The sequence below is a fragment of the Pseudarthrobacter sp. LMD1-1-1.1 genome, from assembly GCF_040676255.1.
Taxonomy (GTDB): domain Bacteria; phylum Actinomycetota; class Actinomycetes; order Actinomycetales; family Micrococcaceae; genus Arthrobacter.
Genome location: NZ_JBEGHP010000027.1, coordinates 157115 through 172685, shown reverse-complemented (window position 1 = coordinate 172685; position 15571 = coordinate 157115). Strand labels below are relative to the sequence as shown.

Annotated in this window: 12 protein-coding genes; 5 read left to right on the top strand and 7 right to left on the bottom strand. The window is 65.9% G+C overall.

Annotated features, from left to right (window positions below; all coding sequences use genetic code 11):
* Nucleotides 1–20: 20 nt before the first annotated feature.
* From MRBLMD1_RS21825 to fdhA, 3 genes are all read right to left on the bottom strand, one after another.
* On the bottom strand, nucleotides 21–956 hold the full coding sequence (locus MRBLMD1_RS21825; RefSeq protein ID WP_159632772.1) for a serine hydrolase: 936 nt from the start codon (nucleotides 954–956) through the stop codon (nucleotides 21–23).
* 276 nt (nucleotides 957–1232) lie between these two features.
* A complete protein-coding gene (locus MRBLMD1_RS21820) occupies nucleotides 1233–1586 on the bottom strand; it encodes a GNAT family N-acetyltransferase (protein WP_364403692.1) in 354 nt (117 codons plus the stop codon).
* Nucleotides 1587–1697: 111 nt separating this feature from the next.
* Nucleotides 1698–2909 carry a formaldehyde dehydrogenase, glutathione-independent gene (gene fdhA, locus MRBLMD1_RS21815; protein ID WP_159632774.1) on the bottom strand — a complete coding sequence of 404 codons (1212 nt, stop codon included), beginning with the start codon at nucleotides 2907–2909 and terminating at the stop codon, nucleotides 1698–1700.
* A gap of 305 nt (nucleotides 2910–3214) precedes the next feature.
* On the opposite strand from fdhA, the gene MRBLMD1_RS21810 reads away from it, so the two are divergent.
* The 4 genes from MRBLMD1_RS21810 (at nucleotide 3215) to MRBLMD1_RS21795 (ending at nucleotide 11110) form a co-directional block, all read left to right on the top strand.
* Nucleotides 3215–4189 (top strand): aldo/keto reductase, encoded by a 975-nt coding sequence (locus MRBLMD1_RS21810; protein WP_159632775.1) that lies wholly within the window; start codon nucleotides 3215–3217, stop codon nucleotides 4187–4189.
* 189 nt (nucleotides 4190–4378) lie between these two features.
* Nucleotides 4379–6046, top strand: a complete 1668-nt coding sequence (locus tag MRBLMD1_RS21805; RefSeq protein ID WP_364403688.1) for a RecQ family ATP-dependent DNA helicase — start codon at nucleotides 4379–4381, stop codon at nucleotides 6044–6046.
* A 37-nt stretch (nucleotides 6047–6083) separates the two neighbouring features.
* A complete protein-coding gene (locus MRBLMD1_RS21800; protein ID WP_364403685.1) occupies nucleotides 6084–7286 on the top strand; it encodes a TerC family protein in 1203 nt (400 codons plus the stop codon).
* A 146-nt stretch (nucleotides 7287–7432) separates the two neighbouring features.
* Entirely contained in the window at nucleotides 7433–11110 is a 3678-nt protein-coding gene (locus tag MRBLMD1_RS21795; protein WP_364403682.1) for a TM0106 family RecB-like putative nuclease, read from the top strand.
* 20 nt (nucleotides 11111–11130) lie between these two features.
* On the opposite strand, the gene MRBLMD1_RS21790 is transcribed toward MRBLMD1_RS21795, so the two are convergent.
* The 3 genes from MRBLMD1_RS21790 to MRBLMD1_RS21780 all read right to left on the bottom strand — a co-directional run bounded on the left by MRBLMD1_RS21790 (nucleotide 11131) and on the right by MRBLMD1_RS21780 (nucleotide 13818).
* On the bottom strand, nucleotides 11131–11457 hold the full coding sequence (locus MRBLMD1_RS21790; RefSeq protein ID WP_364403679.1) for an acylphosphatase: 327 nt from the start codon (nucleotides 11455–11457) through the stop codon (nucleotides 11131–11133).
* Between the two features lie 101 nt (nucleotides 11458–11558).
* On the bottom strand, nucleotides 11559–12494 hold the full coding sequence (locus MRBLMD1_RS21785) for a glycosidase (protein ID WP_364403677.1): 936 nt from the start codon (nucleotides 12492–12494) through the stop codon (nucleotides 11559–11561).
* A gap of 262 nt (nucleotides 12495–12756) precedes the next feature.
* Complete coding sequence (locus MRBLMD1_RS21780) at nucleotides 12757–13818, bottom strand: adenosine deaminase (protein ID WP_414703723.1); 1062 nt, start codon at nucleotides 13816–13818, stop codon at nucleotides 12757–12759.
* A gap of 311 nt (nucleotides 13819–14129) precedes the next feature.
* On the opposite strand from MRBLMD1_RS21780, the gene MRBLMD1_RS21775 reads away from it, so the two are divergent.
* Nucleotides 14130–14771 carry a transglycosylase family protein gene (locus tag MRBLMD1_RS21775; RefSeq protein WP_159632781.1) on the top strand — a complete coding sequence of 214 codons (642 nt, stop codon included), beginning with the start codon at nucleotides 14130–14132 and terminating at the stop codon, nucleotides 14769–14771.
* Between the two features lie 182 nt (nucleotides 14772–14953).
* Here the strand turns inward: MRBLMD1_RS21775 and MRBLMD1_RS21770 are convergent, their stop codons facing one another.
* Nucleotides 14954–15541, bottom strand: a complete 588-nt coding sequence (locus tag MRBLMD1_RS21770; RefSeq protein WP_159632782.1) for a hypothetical protein — start codon at nucleotides 15539–15541, stop codon at nucleotides 14954–14956.
* Nucleotides 15542–15571: the final 30 nt, after the last annotated feature.

Below are 15571 nucleotides of genomic sequence, written 5' to 3'. Positions count from 1 at the left end.
CCGGCGTGGTGTGGCGTTGGCTACTTGCCCGTCAGTCCCACCGGGAACAGCGCGTCCTCGACTGCCCGGGTAAGGTCCCGGATCACCTCTGCCTGCCCGTCATCCGGAACGCCCTCCGGGTTCTCCGTATAGATCACCAGCGCGAACGTCGACCCGCGGTAGCTCAAGAGCGCAGCGTCGTGCAGTTCCCCGGACACTTCCCCGTACTTGTGGTGCACGTCCACGCCGGACCGTGACCCGGCGGGAATGAGGTCTTCGTTGTTGGTGTCCTGCATGTAGCTCAGCAGCTGCTCCGTGTTGTCCTTGTCCAGGAGCTCCCCCGCGTACAGCTTCTTCAGGATCAGGGCCATGTCCGCGGCGGTCAGCAGGTTCTGTTCGGGGTCGTACGCGACGCCGATGGAGGCCGCGTAGGCGGTCAGCTGTGGGTGGCCCACCGCGTCCATGAGCAGCAGCCAGGAATCGTTGTTGCTGTCGTTGACCATGGCTTTGAGCTGGAACGCGGCGTCGTAGTCGCCCATGGGTTCGTCCAGGCTTGCCTGCCCGTTCTCCACCAGGTGGTAGTAGGCGGCGGCGGTCAGGATCTTCGCCGTGCTGGCCGCTGTAAAGGTGTTTTCATCGCCGAACGTCCGCTCGGCGCCCCCGGACACGTCGGCGAGCGCCAGCCCAATCCGGTATTCGTCGGCTTCGCTGAGGATGCTGTCCACGCTGTCCTGCAACGACGGCGGGGCTGCCGCCACCGGTGCCGCGGGAACCGCCGGCTCGGTGGGAACCACTGCCCCCGTCGGCGGCTCGGACCGGACCACGGCCAGGGTGATGGTGCCGACGATGACCAGCACCACGGCAAGGGCCAGGATCAGCAGCCTTCTGTTGCCCCGTGCCTTGCCGGACGACGGCTTGCCCGGTGCCGGCGGCGGAGCGTCCCGGCCTGGTTTGGGCACCACGGGGTGCATGGACATACAAGGGCTCCTGTCCCGCCTAGGCAATCACAAAACAACGTCAGCGCGGCGTTGAGCCGCGCTGACAAATGCTGATTAAATCACCGGAGTTTGGGAGCTTCCTGAAGGCTTGCCGGGTGTTCCACCGGGCGGTCCTGCCGACGCGGAAATCCGCTGTCGACGCACAAATTTCCTCGCGCGTTCCGAACGCCGTCCGCGCCAGGGAGCCGGCGCCTCGGGAACCACTTTGCGCGTCGGAACCGGGGTTCAAAAGGGCAAGCCTTTGCGCGTCGAAACCTAGCCGCGGGTGCGGGCGGCGATCGCGGTCTCCAGGAATTCCAGGTGCGCGGGGGCAACTGCAACTACGCTGCCCAGGTATTCGGGGTGCTTGGCCAGGAACTTCTTGATGAACGGGCAGACCGGAACGATCCCCATCCCCGCGTCCACCGTGCTGTCCAAGGCCACCGCGGCCAGCCGGCCCGCCAGGCCCTGGCCGCCGTATTCCTCGTTGATCACCGTGTGGTAGAAAATCCGCTGCGGCGACTCCCCGCCGTCGTACTCCTTGTACGCCGCCTTGCCGATGACATTGCCGGCATCAAGAATCTCGAAGCGTTCGCGCCCAGGGGTGTGGCGGACGGTGATGTCGCTCAAGGGAACTCCTTCAGTTGCGGGTGTGCTGACCGTGCAAAGCCTAACCCGGCCCGGTCCGCTCTTATTTCCGCAAGTGAAGGTTCCTTGGCGACATCCCCGCCCGCCGTCGCGTCAGCTGAGGTAGCCGTTCGGGTTAAGGACGTACTTGGTGGCTGCGCCGGCGTCGAACTCCGCGTAGCCCTTCGGTGCGTCCTCCAGCGGAATTGCCTTTGCGTTGACGTTCTTGGCGATGTGCACCCGGTCATTCAAGATGGCCATCATCAGCTGCCGGTTGTACTTCATCACCGGGCACTGGCCCGTGGTGAAGCTCAGCGACTTGGCCCAGCCGGTGCCAAGGCTCAGCGACAGCGCACCCTTCTTGGCGGCCTCGTCGATGCCGCCCGGATCGCCCGTGACATACAGGCCCGGGATGCCCAGGGCACCGCCGGCCGTCGTGAGCTCCATGAGGGAATTCAGGACCGTCGCGGGCGCCTCCTTGGCGTCGTGCCCATGGCCCTTCGCCTCGAACCCTACGGCGTCGACGCCGCAGTCCACCTCGGGGACGCCGAGGATCTGCTCGATCTGATCCTTCGGATCGCCCTTGGACAAGTCCACGGTCTCACAGCCAAAGCTGCGTGCCTGCGCCAACCGGCCCTCGTTCATGTCGCCCACAATGACGACGGCGGCACCCAGCAGGTGCGCACTGGTCGCCGCTGCGAGGCCAACAGGACCGGCCCCTGCCACGTAAACGGTTGAGCCGACACCCACACCGGCTGTGACCGCACCGTGGAACCCGGTGGGGAAGATATCCGAGAGCATGGCCAGGTCCAGGATCTTCTCCATGGCCTTGTCCTTGTCCGGGAACTTCAGCAGGTTCCAGTCCGCGTACGGCACCAGGACGTAATTTGCCTGGCCGCCCACCCAGCCACCCATGTCCACGTAGCCGTAGGCGCTGCCGGGGCGATCCGGGTTCACATTCAGGCAGATGCCGGTCTTGCGCTCCTTGCAGTTCCGGCAGCGGCCGCAGGCGATGTTGAACGGCACCGAGCAGAGATCGCCCACCTTGATGAATTCGACGTCACGGCCCACTTCCACCACTTCACCGGTGATTTCATGGCCCAGCACCAGGTTGGGTGGAGCCGTGGTGCGGCCGCGGACCATGTGCTGGTCCGAACCGCAAATGTTGGTGGCCACGGTTTTGAGGATGACCCCGTGGTTGACCGGGCGTCCCACGTTGGCGGGGTTGACCCCGGGGCCGTCCTTGAGCTCGAACGTTGGATAATCAATGTCAATTACTTCGACCTTGCCGGCTTCTTTGTAGGCAACGGCTTTGTTCCCTGTCATCTATCGCTCCTGTAGTCAGGCGTCCGGTGGGACGGCCGTGATCTGGGTAGGTGAGACATCCCGCGGAGGGGAACAGTCCTGGCCGGTTGGTGCATCCTGATGTTTGGCATGGTCAGGTACCGGTTCCCGGGGTGGGGATCCGCCCAGTCTAGGCACGGCCCACAGAGCGGTCTAGGGGTAGGAGCCCCTTGTTTACCGGAGGCTTCAGGTGGGGAAGTGTTATCCGCGGCGTAGGCTGTACCAACCGGCTCCAGGAACGCAGGCTGGCCGGTCCCCAGGCAAGTTCTACCGTTGAGGAGAACGGCATGAAAACGCGCACTATTGGACAACTGACAGTTTCCGCCCTTGGCCTTGGCTGCATGGGCATGAGCGAGTTCTACGGCGGCGGCGACGAACAGGAGTCGGTTGCCACCATCCACGAATTCCTGGACGCCGGCGGATCGCTGCTGGACACGGCAGACATGTACGGGCCCTTCACGAACGAAAAGCTCGTGGGCCGGGCCATTTCCGGCCGCCGCGGGGACGTGGTGCTCGCCACCAAGTTCGGCAACGAACGCCGCGAGGACGGTTCGTGGGTGGGCATCAACGGCCGGCCCGACTACGTCCGGTCCGCCTGCGACGCCAGCCTGCAGCGGCTGGGGGTGGACCACATCGACCTCTACTACCAGCACCGGGTGGACAAAACGGTTCCCATCGAGGACACAGTGGGCGCCATGGCGGAACTGGTCCAGGCCGGCAAGGTCCGCTACCTGGGCCTCTCCGAGGCGTCGGCGGAAACCATCCGGCGGGCCCACGCCGTGCACCCCATCACCGCGCTGCAGACTGAATATTCGCTGTGGGAGCGCGAGCCCGAGACCAAGGTATTCCCCGTGCTCGCGGAGCTGGGCATCGGTTTCGTGCCGTACAGCCCATTGGGCCGTGGCTTCCTCACCGGCCAGATCCGCAGCGCGGACGACTTCGCGGAGGACGATTTCCGCAGGCACTCCCCCCGGTTCCAGGGCGAGAACTTCACACGGAACCTGGAACTGGTGGACCGGGTCAAGGAGCTGGCGGACCGGAAACAGTGCACTCCCGGCCAGCTGGCCCTGGCCTGGCTGCTGGCGCAGGGTGAGCATATTGTTCCGATCCCGGGGACCAAGAAGCGTGAACGGCTGAGGGAGAACCTGGGCGCCGTGGACGTGGAGCTGACCCAGGACGAGCTTCAGCTGCTGGACCAGCTGGCACCGGCTGGGTCCACTGCGGGCGCGCGCTACCCCAACATGTCCACCATCGACACGTAGCCTTCGGGAACCACGCACGGACGGCCCTTCCCCGCATAAGCGTTGCCGGCCAGCACCGCTTATGCGGGCCCGGGCCGTCCACGCCCCGGCCAGGGCAATGGTTTACGGTCGCGGGGCGGGGCTGGCGTAGGGTGGTCCTACGGCTGAAGCAAGCGGCTGCTGTTTTCTTCTGTGCGGAGCTCCGTTTCCATGTCCGACGAATCTGCCCTTCGGGCCCTTGCTGCTTCATCCTTCAACCTGCCGGACCTCCGGGACGGGCAACTGGCCGGCATGGCCGCCCTCGCGGACGGCCGCGACGTCCTGGCCGTCATGCCCACTGGCTACGGCAAATCCGCCATCTACCAGGTCGCAGCCCTGCACCTGCACAAGGCAACGGGACGTCCCGCCGTCGTGGTTTCCCCGTTGATCGCCCTGCAGGAGGACCAGCTGGACGGCCTGTCCCAGGTCCTCGGACCGGACGCCGCGGTAGCCATCAACTCCTCGCACAGCGACGCCGACGTGGAAGCCTCCTGGCGGGCCGCCGAGGAGGGTACGGCGGTGTTCCTGTTCCTCGCCCCGGAACAGCTGGCCAAGCAGTCAACCGTGGACCGGATCAAAGCCCTGGACATCACGCTGTTCGTGGTGGACGAGGCACACTGTGTCTCCTCATGGGGGCACGACTTCCGGCCGGACTACCTCGCGCTGGGAAATGTCCGCGCGCAATTGGGCAACCCGCCCGTGGCTGCCCTGACAGCCACGGCCTCCCCGCCGGTCCGGGACGAAATCGTGGAGCGGCTCGGGATGAAGAAGCCGCTGGTGCTGGTGCACGGTTTCGACCGGCCCAACATCACCCTTGACGTGGTCCGGCACCACGAAGACAAGGGCAAGCGCCAGGCCGTACTTGAGCAGGTGGCAGCGCTGGCCAGGAACGGGCATGGCCTCCTGTACGCCGCCACGCGGAAGGACACGGAAAAGTACGCCGCCACGCTGGCCAAGGAGGGCCTGCGCGCCGAGGCGTACCACGCTGGCCGTTCCGCCAGGGACCGCGAACATATCCACGAGCTGTTCCTGAACGACAAGCTGGACGTGGTGGTGGCCACCACCGCGTTCGGCATGGGCATCGACAAGCCCAACGTCCGTTTCGTGGTCCACGCCGACATTCCCGAGTCGCTGGACTCCTACTACCAGGAGATCGGACGGGCAGGCAGGGACGGCGAACCGGCGTCCGCCGTGCTGCACTACAGGTCCGAGGACCTTGGCCTGCGGAAGTTCTTCGGCACCCACTCCCCCGATCCCGACTCTCTCCTTGCGATCCTGAAGGTCCTCAAGGCGGCCCATGCCCCCACCCCAAGGTCATCCCTCGCTGAGTTGACGGGTTTCAAGGCCCGGCGCCTTACCGGGCTGGTGAACCAGCTGGAGGAGACGGGCGCCGTCAGTGCCGGCAAACGGGGGGTCCGGCTGACATCCAAGGCAAAGCTGCCCACGCTGGTGGCCGACGCCGTCGAACTGGCAGAGGCCCGCCAGCGCGTGGACCAGTCCCGGCTCACCATGATGCGCGCCTACGCGGAAACCGACGGCTGCCGCCGGCAGTTCCTGCTGGGCTACTTTGGCGAGGACCTTCCGGAACCCTGCCGAAACTGCGACGGGTGCGCCGAAGCCGCCAACCAGGCGGAGATGAGAAAGTCCGACGGCGGGGTCCCGGCTTCCGCAGCCGACGAGCCATTCCCGCTGCAGTCCACGGTGGTTCACAAGGAGTGGGGCCCCGGCCTGGTGATGCGGCACGAGGACGATGTCATCACGGTGCTCTTTGAGCAGGAGGGGTACAAGACGCTTTCGCGGGCGGCCGTCGTGGAGCATCAACTCCTGAAGCCCGCTTAGGTAGGCTGGGAGGACCCTCCGACGAAAGGCCCCGCGCGTGGAAGTACCTGCGTATGTCTGGACCCTGACCATTGCGGGAATCATCGGGCTGCTGGCCTTCGATTTCTTCTTCCACGTCCGCAAGGCCCACACCCCTTCCCTCAAGGAATCGGCCACGTGGTCCGCCATCTACGTGACCATCGCGGTGGTGTTCGGCCTGGTTGTGCTGCTGTTCGGGGGCGCCGACATGGGCACCGAATACTTTGCCGGCTACGTCACGGAGAAGGCATTGTCAGTAGACAACCTTTTCGTCTTCCTGATCATCATGGCCAGCTTCAAGGTGCCCCGCGCGGACCAGCAGAAGGTGCTGCTGTTCGGCATCGTGTTCTCCCTGATCGCGCGCACGGCGTTCATCTTCCTGGGCGCGGCACTGATCAACAGTTTTGCCTGGGTGTTCTACATCTTCGGGCTCATCCTGCTCCTCACGGCCGGAAACCTGCTCAAGCCGGACGACCACGATGACGACTCCGACGGCCTGGTGGTCCGGCTTGCCAAGAAACTACTGCCCGCCTCCGACCATTACGACGGCGACAAACTCTTCACAGTGGAGAACGGCAAGCGGGTCCTGACCCCGATGCTGCTGGTCATGGTGGCCATTGGCGGCACGGACATCCTGTTCGCCCTGGACTCGATCCCGGCCATCTTCGGCCTGACCCAGAACGTCTTCGTCGTTTTCACCGCCACCGCGTTCTCGCTGATGGGCCTGCGGCAGCTGTTCTTCCTGATCGACGGGCTGCTGGACCGGCTGATCTTCCTCTCCTACGGCCTGGCGGTCATCCTTGGCTTCATCGGAGTGAAGCTCATCCTGCATGCCCTGCACGAGAACACCCTGCCGTTCATCAACGACGGCGAGCAAGTCAACGTGGTGGAGGTCAGCACCGGCCTGTCACTCAGCGTGATCCTCGGGGTGCTGGTGGTGACCATCCTGGCGTCTGTCTTCAGCCCCAAGGGCAAGGCCAAGAACGCGGTCTCGGGGGCCAGGCGGCATGCCACCGAGTACGTGGACCTCAACTACGAAACGGACATGGCGGAGCGGGACAAGATTTTTGCCAGGATGGTCCGTGAGGAGGACCAGATCCGCAAGCTCCCCGAGAAGTACAAGCGGCTGATCCGCAACGAAACCGAGTTCCTGGACCTGATCCGGAAAGCCCATGACCAGCACGACAAAGCCCAGGTGCGGGCTGCCGCCACGGAGGGCTGACGCCGGCGGCTCCGTTCGGCGCCTGGAAAGAGCCCTGCCCGGGGCCATCACCAGGGCCTGCTGGAATGTTTGTCAGCCCCTCTTGCTACGTTTGATCCCAAGCCAGGGGAACCGTCCCCCGGCCCGCGAACAGTTGGGGAGGCCCCGTGTTTCTGCTCGACGCTGCCGGCAAGGATGCCGGACCCGGCACACCGCCGGACCTGGTCTTTTCGGCCAGCGACCTGGTGGCAGCCAGCGAGTGTGAATACCGCACGCTCCGCATCCTGGACGAAAAGCTGGGCCGCACCGCCAAGGCGGAGTTTCCCGCTGACGAGATGCAGAAACGCGCCGGCGAGTTGGGCGACCAGCATGAGCGGACCGTGCTTGCCAGCCTGGTGGCCAAGTACGGCGAATGGGACGCCAGCCGCGGCGCAGGGGTCTATTCCCTTGACCGCGGCCAGAACCTGCGCGGCGAACTGCAGGCCAAGCACGCCGAAACCGAACTCGCCCTCCGTTCCGGGGCAGACGTGGTCTTCCAGGCCACCTTTTTCGACGGCGAATTCCTGGGCTACGCCGACTTCCTGGTCAACGAGGCCGCCGGGACCGGCAACCCCGGCCGCTACGAGGTGTGGGACACCAAACTTGCCCGGCATGCAAAAGTGGGGGCGCTGCTGCAGCTTGCCGCCTACGGCGACCAACTCCTGGGGATGGGCCTGGAGCCCTCACCGGTTGTCACGCTGGTACTCGGAACGCGGGTGGGCGATGACTGGCTCAGGAGCAGCCATTCCCTGCCGGATCTCCTGCCCGTCTTCCGGGAACGACGCCGGCGCTTCCGCCACCTCACAGCCAGCCACCGCGCCGGTGACGGCGCAGTGGAGTGGCAACAGCCCGGCGTCGTCCACTGCGGGCGCTGCGACTACTGCGCGGAGCAGGTGCAGCTTCACCGGGATCTCCTGATGGTGGCTGGCATGTCCGTGGTCCAGCGGCGGAAGCTGCACGGGGCCGGCATCACCACCATCGACGAGTTGGCAGCCATGCCTGCCGGCGAGGCCAGGAACTCGGTGGCCAGGCTCCGCGCCCAGGCGCGGATGCAGCTTGGCCTGGACCCGACTGCAGGTTCCCGGACGTTCACCAAGGATGGACAGCCGCATACAGTGTCGTTCAGCGTCCTTCCCGACCATACGATCGGCTCGCTTCCTGCCCCCAGTGCCGGCGACATCTTCTTTGACTTCGAGGGCGATCCGCTCTGGCAGGATCCCGCCACCGGCGCCTGGGGCATCGAATACCTGTTTGGTGTCATAGAGGCCCCGGTGGCGGGCGCCCCCGGGGATCCGGTGTTCCGGCCGTTCTGGGCCCATTCCCGCTCCGGCGAGCGCCGCGCCTTCCTCGACTTCCTGGATTACGTCGAGGAACGCCGCGCCATGTACCCGGACATGCACGTCTACCATTACGCCGCCTACGAAAAAACGGCGCTGCGGAACCTGTCCCTGGCGCACCAGGCCGGTGAGGACACAGTAGACGACTGGCTTCGGCAGGGGCTGCTGGTGGACCTGTACGCCACGGTCCGGCACTCCATCCGGGTCTCGGAAGCGTCCTATTCCATCAAGAAGCTGGAACCGCTTTACATGGGGGACAACCTCCGGTCCGGCGAAGTCAAGGACGCCGGGGCCTCTGTGGTTGCCTACGCCGCCTACTGCGCCGCCCGTGATGACGGGCGGCAGGACGATGCCGCCGCCATCCTGGCCTCGATCTCGGACTACAACCAGTACGACTGCCTCTCCACCCTCCGGCTCCGGGACTGGTTGCTTCAGCTGGGCCAACAAGCCGGTGTCCCCGGAGAGCCAAGCCAGGAGGCCCTGGGAGCGGTGGATGCTGCGGGCGGACAGGCCACTCTGCCCGGGCAGGTGCTGTCATCGGCCGGCGAGGGCACTGCCGGTGACGGTTCAGCCCACGCCGGTGAGTCCCCTGAGGAAACCAGGCTGCGGGAGTACCTTGCAGGCTTGCCGGACAACCGTCCGTGGACCGACGACGAGCGCGCCATCGCCATGGTTGCCGCCGCCACCGGATACCACCGCCGCGAGCGCAAGCAGTTCTGGTGGCAGCATTTCGACCGGGTCGAGGCACCGCTGGACAACTGGTCCGACCAACGGAACGTGTTCGTGGTGTCCTCGGCGGAAGTTGTGTCGGACTGGGCCCTGGCAAAGCCCCGGGAACGGATGCGCACGCGGGTCCTGAAGCTCCGGGGAACCATGGCCGAGGGCTCAGATTTCCGCCCCGACTCCAGCTGGTGCCGCCTGTATGACGCGCCTGGACCCGATGGCATGACCGATCCGCCAGCCGCGTCCGGTGCGCGGGCATTCACGTTCGGGACCAGGATCAGTGAGCTGGAAGCGGCGCCGGACAGCCCGGAACACCTGATCACCATTGCGGAGCGGGAGACCGGAAAGGTCCGCGCCTACCCGCACGTGCCGGTGGCCCTCACCGAGGACCAGCCCCTCGCGACCGCCAGTATTGAAGCCGCCATCGCGGCGATAGCGCAGGCTGTTGGCTCTTCCGTGCCGTCCCTCCCCGCGCAGCCGGGCCTGGACATCCTGCGGAAGCTGCCGCCGCGGTTCCGCTCCCGGCAAGGACCAGCCGGAGTGCTGCCTGGTGAAGACGGCACCGCTGACTATGCACGGGCGATCACCGAGTCACTGCAGGACCTGGACCATTCCTATCTGGCCGTCCAGGGGCCGCCGGGGACAGGCAAGACGTTCGTGGGTGCCCATGTGATCGGCAGGCTGGTGGCCCAAGGATGGAAAATCGGTGTGGTGGCCCAGTCGCACAACGTGGTGGAAAACCTGCTGTGCCGGGCCATTGAAACCGGTGGAGTGGATCCGCAGGTGGTGGGCAAGAAACTGGCCGCTCCACACCAGGTTCCCTGGAGCCATACGTCAGAAGGCGATGTGGCCCGGCTGCTGGCGTCGCCGGGCGGATGCCTGATCGGAGGCACGGCATGGACTGTGACGGGTAAGGAAGTCCCTGCAGGGTCACTGGATCTTCTGGTCATTGACGAGGCAGGCCAGTTCTCGCTGGCCAACACCCTGGCGGTCTCTGTGGCAGCCACGCGGCTGCTCCTGCTGGGCGACCCGCAGCAGCTCCCGCAGGTTACACAGGGCACGCACCCCGAACCCGTGGATGAATCCGCTCTCGGCTGGCTGGCCGCCGGCCACGCCACCCTGCCTTCAAGCCTGGGGTACTTCCTGGCAGACACATGGCGGATGCATCCGCACCTGTGCCGGGCGGTGTCCAATCTCAGCTATGAAGGAAAGCTGCGTTCCGCTCCCGCTGCGGCCCTCCGCGAACTGGAGCAGCTGGCCCCGGGCGTGGAGACGGTCCTGGTCAACCACGCGGGCAACACCACAGCGTCACGGGAGGAGGCGGCGGAAGTTGTGCGCCAAGCCCGCCGCCATCTCGGCCTGAAGTGGACGCCGGGCCCGGACGCTGAGTCACTCCCCCTCGAGCAGCAGGACCTGCTGGTGGTTGCTGCCTATAACGCCCAGGTCCATCTGATCCGTAAGCATTTGGCAGAGGCCGGCCTGCCGGAGGTGCGGGTGGGAACCGTGGACAAATTCCAGGGCCAGGAAGCTCCGGTAGTGCTGGTCTCCATGGCGTGCTCCGCGGTGGCCGAGGCCCCGCGCGGTGCCGAATTCCTGCTCAACCGGAACCGTATCAACGTGGCCGTTTCCCGCGGACAATGGCGTGCCGTGATCATCCGCTCCCCGGAGCTCACCAGCTACATGCCGCACAAGCCCGCGGCGCTGGAGGAACTTGGCGCCTTCATCGGCCTAAGCCCCCGGGAGTAGCCGCACAGAAACGGGTGCCGTCAGTGCGCCCGGAATCCGCCGAAGGTCCCCTGGGCAGCTGAAAAGCCGGACTCAACCCGCTCCACCCGCCCAGGGGTCCGGTCCGACTTGAGCCAGTCCAGCAGTTTCCGGACCTGCGGTTCGGCGCCTTCGGCAATTACCGACACCGACCCGTCGTCGAGGTTGCTCACCTCGCCGGACAATCCAAGTTCCTCCGCGGTGCCCATGGTCCAGTAGCGGAAGCCCACACCCTGGACCATCCCAAACACCCGGGCGTCCAGGCGGACAGCGTCCTGGGCCGGACCGCCCCGCGCCGAATCGTGCGCTGAGTCTGCGTGCCTGCCCATGGTGCTCCTTCTCCAAACCTTGCTGCCCCCATCGGGTCGCAGTAACCGCGTCCCCCAACCCGGGAGACGGTTACTTACGACCCGACGGGGCTGCGTAAGGGCTAGTTGATGGTGATGTCGCGGGTGGCGTGGTTGTAACGGATGGTCACGGTGCCGCCGGCGTGGTGCAGCTCGTGGTTGGGGCCATCGAAGGTGCCGAACGCGCCGTAGTTCTCAGTCCACGAGCGGTTGAGGGCGATCTTGAACGTGTAGAAGCCGGCGGGAAGCTCGGCGCTCTTCTTCCACAGCTGGTCCAGGAAGTCGAACTCCATCTGTGCTTCGTCATACTGCGGCGCCCAGTTCTCGGGTGCACCCAGGATGGTGTTGAAGTCGCCGGCCAGGGCCACGGCTTCGGGCTGCGGCAGGGTTTCGACGTCCGGACCCTCCAGCGGTTCGGCAGCAACATCGGCAGCAGGTGCAGCAGCGGCCTTGTCCTTCGCGGGCGTCTTGCCCTTGCGGACGGCTGCCACCACGGGCTCGACGGCGTCTTCGATCGCCTTGGCTGCCTTGCCCACAACGGAGGCTGCCGTCTTGGCCGGGGCCTTCTTGGCGGTCTTCTTCGGAGCTTCCGTCTTGGCCGGAACCTCAAGTGTGGCCGCAGCGGCAGAGACCGGGCGGACAAAGCCTGCGGGAGCGCTGGGGACCGGGGTGTCGGCAGGGACGGGAGTACCGGCGTCGAGCGCGGCCGCGAAGGAGTCAGCGTCCGGGAAGGCGACCGTGGCGCGCATGCCGTCCTCGGTGATGGTCCAGCCGGTGCGGCCCTTGATCAGCCAGCCGGCCTTCACCAGCTTGGCGGTGGCCGAGGTGAGGGTCTTGTGGCCGCGCGGGATGCCGCCGCTGAGGAGTTCGGCCTCATGGTCGTTGAAGGGCACGCGGGCGGTTGCCTCCGCCAGGACCTGGCCCGCATTCAGTGCATCGCCGGACCACACGCCTTCGGTCAGGACATCCAGGACGGTCTTGAGTCGAAGGTAGGTGTTTTCTGCGGTGGACTTGGCCATGATTCCCCTTATATAAAAGCGATCGGTCTTAGGCATCTTGCCAACTGCCCATTAAATCGCGCGACTTTAATTGGTTAACTCTGCGTGTCGTGACCGACTGTGAAGCGGATGGTGCCGCAAGTGAGGCGGAGGTCTCGGGTAAGGGCTGTCTGCATAACCCTGGAAGCGCTGGCATGGGTGCCGCCCTGCACTCCCCGGACACGCCTGCGGCACCTAGTTTACCGGGCGAAAAGCACCGCTGTTGCGCCCGACACAGCGGGGGTCAGTCGGACACTTCCCTGCCGTTCAATTCCGCCAGCAGTTCCGCCTTCCGCTCCTCCGACGCGAAGGAGGAGTGGATGGAGTTCGCGGCCAGGCGTGCCTTGTCGAAATCAGAGAGGTCGAACACCGCGGTGAGCTGCGCAAAGTTGTCATCCACGTACCCGCCGAAGTACGCGGGGTCGTCGGAATTGACCGAGACATTCAGGCCGGCTGCCAGCATGGCGGGCAAGGGATGATCGGCGAGGGTGTCCACGGCGCGGAGCCGGACGTTGGACAGGGGGCAGACCGTCAGGGGCATGCGTGCGTCCACGAGGCGCTCCACCAGGTCGGGATCGTCCATGCAGCGGATGCCGTGGTCGATCCGTTCAACGCCCAGGACGTCCAGGGCTTCGATAATGTACGACGCCGGGCCCTCCTCCCCTGCGTGGGCCGTCAACCGCAACCCAGCTTCACGGGCCTTGCCGTACAGCCGCTCGAACTTGGAAGGCGGGTTGCCCACTTCGGCCGAGTCCAGGCCGATCGCACCGATCGGAGCATTCATGGCCAGCAGTTGATCCAGGACTTCGAGGGCGGAGTCCTCCGGGAGGTCACGCAGGAATGCAGCGATCAGCATGGTGGAGATGCCGTAGTCCTCCTCCGACGTGGCAAGGACAGAAGCCACACCTTGGACGCAGGCCTCCAGCGGAATCCCGCGGGATACGTGAGCCTGCGGGTCCATCATGATTTCCGCGTGCCGGACGCCGGCGGCAGCAGCCCGCTCCAGGTATGCCCGCGTCATGTCCGCGAAGTCCTGCTCGGTCCGCAGCACGGCCATGTTGGCGTAGTAGAGGTCCAGGAAGGACTGCAGGTCTGTGAACTCGTACTTTTCGCGCAGTTCGTCCAGGCCGGAGTACGGCAGCGCAATGCCGTTGCGTTCGGCCAGGGCGAAGATGAGCTCGGGCTGCAGCGTGCCCTCAATGTGCAGGTGCAGTTCGGCCACCGGGAGGGGCTTGGCAGGGACCGCAGGTTCCGCGAAGTCCGTTTCGGTTTCGGGCATGGTGCTGCCGCCGGGAAAGTTGTCCATCCGGTCAGGATAGTGCCCCGCCCGGTTTCGCGCCTGCCCGGGCCTCTGGAAGCGGATGGGTCCCACGCGTGGCGCGTGCCATGGCCCACACTCAACACGCCCGCTGGAATCTCGATTTGATAACACCCAAACGATGTCTTAGCGTGAAATGCATGCCCGTTCGGCGGGCTTCTTGATTGCCCGGTGCTGCCTTCACCAGAACTGCCCAGCGGCAGCCACCGATAGTGACCTCTATTCGTCAGGGGCGGGCAGTGGCGCGACGATCTCCGGGGACGGAACCAGCGCTGGTGGCCTTCAGGAGCATCACCATCATGAAAAACACCAAATTCCGTACTGCCGCACGCCGCGGAGTCACCCTGGCCGCCGTCTCCGCGGCAGGTTTGGCCCTCTCAGCCACGGCGGCCAACGCAGCGACCCCCACGTCCACCTGGGATGCACTCGCCCAGTGCGAGAGCGGCGGGAACTGGTCCACCAACACGGGCAACGGCTTTTCCGGCGGCCTGCAGTTCACCTCCAGCACCTGGTCAGCCTATGGCGGAACCGGTTCCCCGGAGAACGCCAGCCGTGAACAGCAGATCGCTGTCGCCGAGCGGGTCCAGGCATCCCAGGGCTGGGGCGCCTGGCCGTCCTGCTCGTCGCAGCTCGGACTGAGCGGCGGCGGCGGAGCACCGGTCCAGAGTGCCCCCGTTCAGAGCGCCCCCGTGCAGAGCACCAAGGTTCAGAGCGCTCCGGTCCAAAGCGCTCCGGTCAAGCAGGCACCTGCGCCGCGGCATGCAACTTCGGTTCCCCTCAGCGGCGAGACCTACACCCTGCAGGCCGGGGACACCTTGAGCATCGTGGCCCAGAAGCTCGGCATCCAGGGCGGCTGGCAGCACCTTGCCGACGCAAACCTGGACACCATTTCGGATCCGAACCTCGTGTTCGAGGGACAGGTCATCCAGCTCCCCGCCTAATACCTGGGGACGTTCCACCAGCGGCTGCGGCCGCCGCGCCTTTCACAGGCGCCACAGACAGGTCGGCGATAGACAAATTCCGTTGACCAAAGAACGACGCCGGCACACCCCCATAAGGGATGTGCCGGCGTCGTACTTTAATCAGTCAGCCCCTGCCGCCCTGGGCGGCAGGGACCGGACGGTCAGCTGGCGGGGAGCTCGCGGACGATCCGCACCTTCCAGGCGGACTCGTCGCTGGTGTCCAGCAAGGCGACGGTGCCATGTGCCAGATTCAGGGCAACCCGCTTGACGGCCAGCAGCTCCAGGTAGAGGTGCTCGTTCATCCGGCTGGGGGTGTCGATCATGTACTTCACCGCGTCGCGCAACTGCCGGTAGTTGGCGCTGCGTTCCCGGTGCATGTGCAGTTCCAGCGCGGAGCGTTGCTTGAGCCGCGGCTCGTGCCGGTTGAGCAGTGTCACGGCGGTGTGCACTGCAACCACGAGGGTCAGCGAGACGCCGTAGATCCACCAGCCGCTGGAGAGCAGGAACAGGGGCAGGTTTCCAATGGCCACGAGCGCGATGACCACCCGGAGGGCGGCGATGCGGCGGACCGTCCTGGCGACGGCAGCCATGCCGTCGCGGAAACGGTGCTGATCCTTGCGCGCGGCGGCGGGATCGATAATGAACTCGTCCAGAACCAGGATTCCCTGGGCTTCCGGGCCCAGCATCTGCCCGTAGCGGGGCAGCGCGGTGCGGGCGTGGTCGACGGCTTTGTCAGGTGTAGATGTCATGAGAGAGCTTCCAAAACGCGGGGGTGGTTG

Excerpts from the sequence above, each read along its gene's own strand:
- MRBLMD1_RS21825 (WP_159632772.1), bottom strand. The coding sequence starts at position 956 with ATGTCCATGCACCCCGTGGTGCCCAAACCAGGCCGGGACGCTCCGCCG.
- fdhA (WP_159632774.1), bottom strand. The coding sequence starts at position 2,909 with ATGACAGGGAACAAAGCCGTTGCCTACAAAGAAGCCGGCAAGGTCGAA.
- MRBLMD1_RS21810 (WP_159632775.1), top strand. The coding sequence starts at position 3,215 with ATGAAAACGCGCACTATTGGACAACTGACAGTTTCCGCCCTTGGCCTT.
- MRBLMD1_RS21805 (WP_364403688.1), top strand. The coding sequence starts at position 4,379 with ATGTCCGACGAATCTGCCCTTCGGGCCCTTGCTGCTTCATCCTTCAAC.
- MRBLMD1_RS21790 (WP_364403679.1), bottom strand. The coding sequence starts at position 11,457 with ATGGGCAGGCACGCAGACTCAGCGCACGATTCGGCGCGGGGCGGTCCG.
- MRBLMD1_RS21785 (WP_364403677.1), bottom strand. The coding sequence starts at position 12,494 with ATGGCCAAGTCCACCGCAGAAAACACCTACCTTCGACTCAAGACCGTC.
- MRBLMD1_RS21780 (WP_414703723.1), bottom strand. The coding sequence starts at position 13,818 with ATGGACAACTTTCCCGGCGGCAGCACCATGCCCGAAACCGAAACGGAC.
- MRBLMD1_RS21775 (WP_159632781.1), top strand. The coding sequence starts at position 14,130 with ATGAAAAACACCAAATTCCGTACTGCCGCACGCCGCGGAGTCACCCTG.
- MRBLMD1_RS21770 (WP_159632782.1), bottom strand. The coding sequence starts at position 15,541 with ATGACATCTACACCTGACAAAGCCGTCGACCACGCCCGCACCGCGCTG.